Source organism: Aeromonas sp. ZOR0002 (genome assembly GCF_963866995.1).
GTDB classification, from domain to species: Bacteria; Pseudomonadota; Gammaproteobacteria; order Enterobacterales; family Aeromonadaceae; genus Aeromonas; species Aeromonas caviae.
This window is the reverse complement of record NZ_CAWMFQ010000330.1, coordinates 17,038-24,018: the sequence shown is the minus strand read 5'-3', so window position 1 is coordinate 24,018 and position 6,981 is coordinate 17,038. Positions and strand designations below refer to the sequence as shown.

Here is a 6,981-nt window from a genome sequence, read left to right as displayed (position 1 = left end):
CCTGGCGCGGATGATCCGCGCTCACGTAGAGCAGGCTGAGATGACCGTCATCGCTCAGGGTGGCAAAGCCAAGGGGCACATCGTCTTGCTCGATGACCCAGCCATGGTGCTCGCGCAACTGGCTGGCAAGCCCCGGGTGATGGGCGCCCCTGGCCCACTGCTCCACCTGCTCCGGGCTGTAGTGTGCAGGCCCCAGGCGGCGTACCGACTGCTCGAACAGATCCAGCAGCCTTGGTATGTGCGCCTCCTCGAGGGGGACGATGCGAGGAGAAGAAGGAGACGGCATGGGTCAACCCTCCCTGATGGTCGCGCGGGGGGCCTGGGGCCGCTTCGCCCTGGGCAGACCCGCCACCACCCGCTCATAGGAGTGGACTACCCAGCCCTGCCAGAGATCGTCAGACAGGCCTTCACTCAGGGTCACCGTGTTCCAGTGCTGCTTGTTCATGTGCCAGCCCGGTTTCACCTCGGGGTGGATCTCCCGCAGCAGCAGGGCGAGTTCGGGTTCGCACTTCAGGTTGATGGAGAGGGGCTCCGCCTGCCAGTCCACCAGGGCAAACATCTTGCCGGCGATGCGATAGACCAGGATCTCCGGGCCGAAGGGGGTGTCCTCGGTGGCGCCGGGCTGGCTGAGCAAAAATTCACGCAATTGAACGAGGGTCATGGGGACTCCAGGCTGGTCCGATCATGGTGGAAGCATGTTCACCGGGGTGAGCCTTCTGTTAATATGCGCGCCGAGTATACCCCCCATCACCCCGGGAGCCCATGAGATGTTGTACCACAAGACCTTTGAACTGGGTCCCGATCGGGATTGGGTGGTGTTCGTGCACGGTGCGGGCGGCAGCTCCTCCATCTGGTTCAAGCAGTTGCGGGCCTACCGGGAGCACTTCAACGTGCTGCTGCTCGACCTTCGTGGTCACGGCCAGTCCAACCAGCTGCAGCAGGTGGTAAAGGGGCACTACAGCTTTCGGGCCGTGACCGAGGACATCCTGCGCCTGCTGGATCACCTGCGCATCCCCCACGCCCATTTTGTCGGCATCTCCCTTGGCACCATCCTCATCCGCCACCTGGCGGAGCTTCGCCCCGAGCGGGTCAAGAGCATGGTGCTCGGCGGCGCCATCCTGCGTCTCGACATCCGCTCCCGGGTGCTGGTGCAGCTTGGCCGCCTCGGCCAGCACTTCCTGCCCTACATGTGGCTCTACCGCCTGTTCGCCTTCATCATCATGCCGCGCCAGCACCATCAGGAGTCCCGCAACCTCTTCGTGCGTGAGGCTCGCAAGCTCTGCCAGAAGGAGTTCAAGCGCTGGTTCCGTCTCGCCACCGAGGTGAACCCCCTGATGCGCTACTTTCGCGAGCGGGCCCTGCCCATTCCCACCCTCTACGTGATGGGGGAGGAGGATCACATGTTCCTCGCTCCGGTGCGTGAGCAGGTGGCCCGTGACCCTTACAGCCGCCTCGAAATCATCGAAAAGTGCGGCCATGTCTGCAACGTGGAGCAGCCGGATCACTTCAACCGCCAGTCCCTGGCGTTTCTCTCCCGTCAGGCGGCGTCATCCGCTCTTTGAAGCCCGACAAGGGCCTCAGATGAAGTAGTGGCCAATCTCCAGATAGCGCTGGCGGATGTGCTCGATGAGCAGCCTTATCTTGCGCGGCGGCTGGCGGGTGAAGGGGTAGACGGCGTAGATGCCGAGCTTCTTGCCCACCTGATCGGGGAAGAGATCCACCAGCTCGCCGTTCATCAGATCGTGATAGACCAGACAGCGTGGCACATAGACGATGCCGCGCCCCCCCAGCGCCGCCTTGCGCAGGGCGCCGGCGTTGTCGGTTGAAAAGCTCCCCGACACCGACACCAGATAGTTGCCCTCTTCCCCCTTGAAAGCCCACTCCGAGGCCCCCGTGCTCTGGTAGGCGTAGCGCAGGCAGTTGTGGGTGAGCAAATCCGACGGCTCCCGCGGCGCCCCGAAACGGCGCACATAGGCGGGGGCGGCGCAGATGACCCACTGGGAGTCGAGAATGTGGCGGGCAATCAGGCTCGAGTCATCCAGATAACCGGTGCGAATGACCAGGTCGAACCCCTCTTCCACCAGGTTGACGAAGCGGTTGTCCAGGGACATCTCCAACGTGAGCCCCGGGTGCTGCTGGCAAAAATCGGCCACCGCATCGGCGAGCAAGAGCTCCCCCGAGATGGTGGGCACCGACATCCGCACATGACCGCTCACCTTTTCACCAAATCCCGCCACCGCGTCGAAGGCGTCCAGTGCGGCGGCCTTCACATTTTTGGCACCTTGATAGAGCGCCTTGCCCGCCTCACTCAGGGTGAGCCGGCGGGTGGTGCGATAGAGGAGCTGCACCCCGAGCTCCTCTTCAAGACGCCCGATCCGCTTGCTAACCACTGAATTTGTCAGGGAATTTTGTTCAGCTACCTTGCTGAAGGATCCGGCCTCCACCACCTGGGCGAAGAGGATGAGGTCGTCGGTACTGGCCATATTGATCAACTTTTGGAACGAATGTTGTTCATTATTTCCATATATCGCGAAAAAGGAACAGGGTAAGGTCACGTCCGCTTAACAAAACAACAACAAGGTGCGCCTCTGCACCCCTCTGGACAAGGACGCAATGATGACAGACACCCTGCTGGCCCTGGTGGCCTTCTCGCCGATCCTGGTGGCCGCCGTGCTGCTGGTCGGCCTCAACTGGCCCGCCAAGCGCGCCATGCCCGTCGCCTTCCTGTTGACCGTGTTCATCGCCCTCTGGGGCTGGCAGATGAGCCCGACCCGGGTCTTCGCCTCCACCCTGCAGGGGCTGGTGATCACGGTGACCGTGCTCTGGATCGTGTTCGGCGCCATCCTGATGCTCAATACCCTGAAACACACCGGTGCCATCACCGCCATTCGCGGCGGTTTTACCAACATCTCGCCGGATAGGCGCATCCAGGCCATCATCATCGCCTGGTGCTTCGGCGCCTTTATCGAAGGGGCCTCGGGCTTTGGCACCCCGGCCGCCATCGCCGCGCCCCTGCTGGTGGCCATCGGCTTTCCGGCGCTCGCCGCCGTGCTGCTCGGCATGATGATCCAGTCCACCCCGGTGTCGTTCGGCGCGGTGGGCACCCCCATCCTGGTGGGCATCAACAAGGGGCTGGATAACCAGGCCATCGGCCAGACCTTGAGCGCCGGTGGCAGCAGCTGGGACATCTACCTGCAGCAGGTGACCACCAACGTGGCCCTCATTCACGCCACCGTCGGCACCCTGATGCCGGTGCTGATGGTGATGATGCTGACCCGCTTCTTCGGCCGCAACCGCAGCTGGACCGAGGGGCTCTCCATCCTGCCGTTTGCGATTTTCGCCGGGCTCGCCTTCACCGTCCCCTATGCCCTCACCGGCATGCTGCTCGGCCCCGAGTTCCCGTCCCTCATCGGCGGCCTAGTGGGGCTGGCCCTGGTGGTGACGGCGCGGCGAGCCGGTTTTCTGGTGCCCAAGAACTCCTGGGATTTCGCCCCCGAGAACGAGTGGCCCGCCGAGTGGCTGGGCTCCTTGAAGCTCGATCTCAAAGAGGCCGCCGGTCGCCCCATGTCGCTCATGCTGGCCTGGCTCCCCTATGTGGCGCTGGCACTCCTGCTGGTGGCGAGCCGGGTGAGCCCGGAGTTCAAGGCAAGCCTCTTGTCGGTGAGCCTCGCCTTCACAGACCTCTTGGGGGAGAAGGGGGTCAGCGCGTCCATTGAGCCGCTCTACCTGCCGGGGGGCCTGCTGGTGCTTTGCGCCCTGCTCGCCACCTGGCTGCAGTCGCGCTCCCTCGCCCCCTTCGGGCGGGCATTGGGGGAGTCCAGCCGCACCCTGATCGGCGCTGGCTTCGTGCTGATTTTCACCGTGCCCATGGTGCGCATCTTCATCAACTCCGGCGTCAACGGGGCGGATCTCGCCAGCATGCCGGTGACCACCGCCAACTTTGCCGCCGGGCTGGTGGGGGAGTTCTTCCCGGCGCTCAGCGCCACCATCGGCGCGCTGGGGGCCTTTATCGCCGGCTCCAACACGGTATCGAACATGATGTTCAGCCAGTTCCAGTTTGAAGTGGCCCAGACCCTGGGGGTCTCCACCGCCGCCATGCTGGCCCTGCAGGCAGTCGGTGCGGCGGCCGGCAACATGATTGCCATTCACAACGTGGTGGCGGCCTCGGCCACCGTGGGGCTGCTCGGTCGTGAGGGGGCGACGTTGCGCAAGACGGCGCTGCCGACCCTCTACTACCTGCTGGTCACCGGCCTTATCGGGCTGGCGCTCATGTACAGCTTCCACATCTCGGACGCACTGCTGCAGCTCAAGTAAGGAGAGCAAGTGATGAAGGTAATGCGGGTCTACCCGGCCAAGCCGGCCGATGTCTATCTCTACGCCACCTGTCTGGTGGACCTGTTCGACCCGGTGGCGGGGCTCGATGCCATCGCCCTGATCGAGCGGGAAGGGATAAGGGTGCACTTTGTCGAGAAACAGACCTGCTGCGGGCAGCCGGCCTACACCTCGGGTCACGAGGAGGAGGCGCGCAAGGTGGCGCAAAGCCAGATGGCGCTCTTCCCCGAGCCCTGGCCGGTGGTGGTGCTGTCGGGCTCCTGCGGCGGCATGATGCACCACCACTACCGCCGCCTCTTTCCCGAGAGCCCCAAGGTGGCGGATTTTTGCGATCGGGTGTTCGAGCTCACCGAGTTTCTGGCCCGGATCTGCCGGGTGCGCTGGCACGGGGTGGGGGAGGCGAGCATCGTCATGCACACCTCCTGCTCGGCCCGGCGCGAGATGCAGGTACACACCACGGCCCGCAGCCTGCTGGGGCAGCTCGATGGCGTCACCTTGCATGAACAGGCCTACGAGAGCGAGTGCTGCGGTTTTGGCGGCACCTTCTCGGTGCGCCACCCTCACATCAGCCAGGCCATGGTGGAGGACAAGACCCGCCACCTGCTGGCCACCGGCGCCGACACCCTGGTGAGCGCCGACTGGGGGTGCCTCTTGAACATCAAGGGATCCCTGGCCTATCAGGGCAGGATCTTGCCTGCCACCCACCTGGCGAGCTTCCTGCTCGCCCACAGCCGCCCCGACAGTGACGAAATAGCTCATAACGGCGCCGCTGTTAGCGATTTGGCTCATACCAAAGAGGCCCAGCCCCATGTCTGATCACGCCAAGTATTCGCCGCGCCGCTTCCATCCTCAGGCCGAGGCGGCCCTGGCCGACCCCGTGCTGCGCCAGAATTTTCGCGGCGCCATGGATTATCTGCGTGCCAAGCGCCGGGATGCCTTCGCCGATCCCGCCGAAGAAGCGGCGGTGCGCGATGCGGCGGAGCAAATTCGTCAGCGCTGTCTCTCGCGCCTGCCGGACCTGCTGGTGCAGCTCGAAGCCAACTGCGAGCGTAACGGCATCCGGGTACACTGGGCCCAGACGCCGGCCGAGGCCAACGCCATCATCCTCGGTATCGCCCAGCAACACGGGGTGAGCAGCATCGTCAAGGGCAAGTCCATGGTGAGCGAGGAGGTGGGGTTCAACCACGAGATGGCGCGCCACGGCATCCGCTGCCTTGAGAGCGACATGGGGGAGTTTATCGTCCAGCTCGACGGCGACACCCCGTCACACATCATCATGCCCGCCATCCACAAGAACAAGCAGGAGGTGAGCGACACCTTCGCCGGCAACCTGGAAGGCTTCACCCCCACCACGGACGTGGATGCCCTGATCCAGACCGGGCGGCGGGCCCTGCGCGAAGAGTTTCGCCGCGCCGGCATGGGGCTCTCCGGCGTCAACTTCGCGGTGGCCGAGACCGGCAGCCTCTGTCTCGTCGAGAACGAGGGCAACGGGCGCATGTGCACCACTGTGCCGAAAGTCCACGTGGCCATCACCGGCATCGAGAAGGTGGTGGAGTGCTTATCCGATGTGCCGCCCCTCTACAGCGCCCTGACCCGCTCGGCCACCGGGCAGGCCATCACCACCTACTTCAACGTCATCAGCGGCCCGCGCCGGGCAGGGGAGCTGGACGGCCCGGACGAGGTACACCTGGTGCTGCTCGACAACGGCCGCAGCCAGGCTTACCGGGATGAGGAGCTGCGCAAGACCTTGCAGTGCATCCGCTGCGGCGCCTGCATGAACCACTGCCCGGTCTACACCCGCATCGGCGGCCACGCCTACGGCACCATCTACCCGGGGCCCATCGGCAAAATCATCTCCCCCCACCTGCTGGGGCTGGAGAGCACGAGCGATCTGGTGACCGCATCGAGCCTGTGCGGTGCCTGCGGCGAGGTGTGCCCGGTGCGCATCCCCATTCCCGACATGTTGCAGCGCCTGCGCCGGGAGGCCAAGCACAACGCACAGCCCGGTCACGAACCGCTGGCGGGGCAGGGGACGGCCAAAAGCCGGCTCGAGACCCTTGCCATGCAGGGCTTTGCCTTTGCCGCCACCCACCCGCGCCTCTACCACGCCGCAACCGGGGTGGCCGGTCGCCTGCGGGGCTTGATGCCCAAACACCTGGGCCCCTGGACCCAGTGCCGCGAAGCCCCCAAACCCGCCCCCCAGAGCCTGCACGCCCTGCTGCGCCAGAAGAAGAAGGAGTCCTGAGATGTCGAGCAAAGAGGCCATATTGAGCCGCCTGCGCGGCGCCGCCACCCCCATTGCCCACGCCCCCCATGGCTGGCAGCCCTGGCGCGGGGAGGATGATCAGGCACGGCGCGAGCGCTTTGTTGCCGGGATCAGCGCCAGCCACGCCGAGATCCTCACAGTCCAACAGGCAAACCTGGCCCGGGATCTGGCCGCCTGGTTGGATCAAGAAGGCGTGACGCATCTGGCCTGTGGCCAGGGCGGTCGCTGGCAAGTCGAAATCGCGGCGGCTTGCGCCGGGCGATCTGTGTTGACCCCCTCTGGCGAGTTCGCGAGCTGGAAAGACGTGCTGTTCGATGCCTGTCAGGCGGGCATCACCCACTGCGCGGGCGCCATCGCCGATACCGGCACGCTCGTGTTGCTGC

At 65.1% G+C, this 6,981-nt stretch carries 7 protein-coding genes and 1 pseudogene; 5 read left to right on the top strand and 3 right to left on the bottom strand.

Annotated features, from left to right (window positions below; all coding sequences use genetic code 11):
- Together AACR77_RS17715 and AACR77_RS17710 are read right to left on the bottom strand one after the other, a co-directional pair.
- Nucleotides 1–286 (bottom strand): GNAT family N-acetyltransferase (locus AACR77_RS17715; RefSeq protein WP_442853382.1); only part of this gene is annotated, 286 nt, incomplete at its 3' end.
- Between the two features lie 3 nt (nucleotides 287–289).
- Nucleotides 290–661, bottom strand: coding sequence for an MmcQ/YjbR family DNA-binding protein (locus tag AACR77_RS17710; protein ID WP_042883097.1), 372 nt, complete (start codon nucleotides 659–661; stop codon nucleotides 290–292).
- Between the two features lie 106 nt (nucleotides 662–767).
- Here AACR77_RS17710 and AACR77_RS17705 point away from each other — a divergent pair, with 106 nt between their 5' ends.
- Entirely contained in the window at nucleotides 768–1,562 is a 795-nt protein-coding gene (locus AACR77_RS17705) for an alpha/beta fold hydrolase (RefSeq protein WP_010674369.1), read from the top strand.
- A gap of 15 nt (nucleotides 1,563–1,577) precedes the next feature.
- Here AACR77_RS17705 and AACR77_RS17700 read toward each other — a convergent pair whose 3' ends face one another.
- The gene (locus tag AACR77_RS17700; protein ID WP_081999490.1) at nucleotides 1,578–2,555 is read right to left on the bottom strand and encodes a LysR family transcriptional regulator; all 978 of its coding nucleotides are present in this window, start codon (nucleotides 2,553–2,555) and stop codon (nucleotides 1,578–1,580) included.
- A 61-nt stretch (nucleotides 2,556–2,616) separates the two neighbouring features.
- Between AACR77_RS17700 and AACR77_RS17695 the strand changes: the two genes are divergently transcribed.
- From AACR77_RS17695 to AACR77_RS17680, 4 genes and pseudogenes are all read left to right on the top strand, one after another.
- The gene (locus AACR77_RS17695) at nucleotides 2,617–4,314 is read left to right on the top strand and encodes an L-lactate permease (protein WP_042883093.1); all 1,698 of its coding nucleotides are present in this window, start codon (nucleotides 2,617–2,619) and stop codon (nucleotides 4,312–4,314) included.
- Nucleotides 4,315–4,326: 12 nt separating this feature from the next.
- Nucleotides 4,327–5,148, top strand: a complete 822-nt coding sequence (locus AACR77_RS17690) for a (Fe-S)-binding protein (protein WP_081999489.1) — start codon at nucleotides 4,327–4,329, stop codon at nucleotides 5,146–5,148.
- Nucleotides 5,141–6,577, top strand: a complete 1,437-nt coding sequence (locus tag AACR77_RS17685; protein WP_042883091.1) for a LutB/LldF family L-lactate oxidation iron-sulfur protein — start codon at nucleotides 5,141–5,143, stop codon at nucleotides 6,575–6,577. The genes AACR77_RS17690 and AACR77_RS17685 overlap by 8 nt, the downstream gene beginning before the upstream one ends.
- Before the next feature lies 1 nt (nucleotide 6,578).
- Nucleotides 6,579–6,981, top strand: a pseudogene (locus tag AACR77_RS17680) (LUD domain-containing protein); the annotation flags it as partial.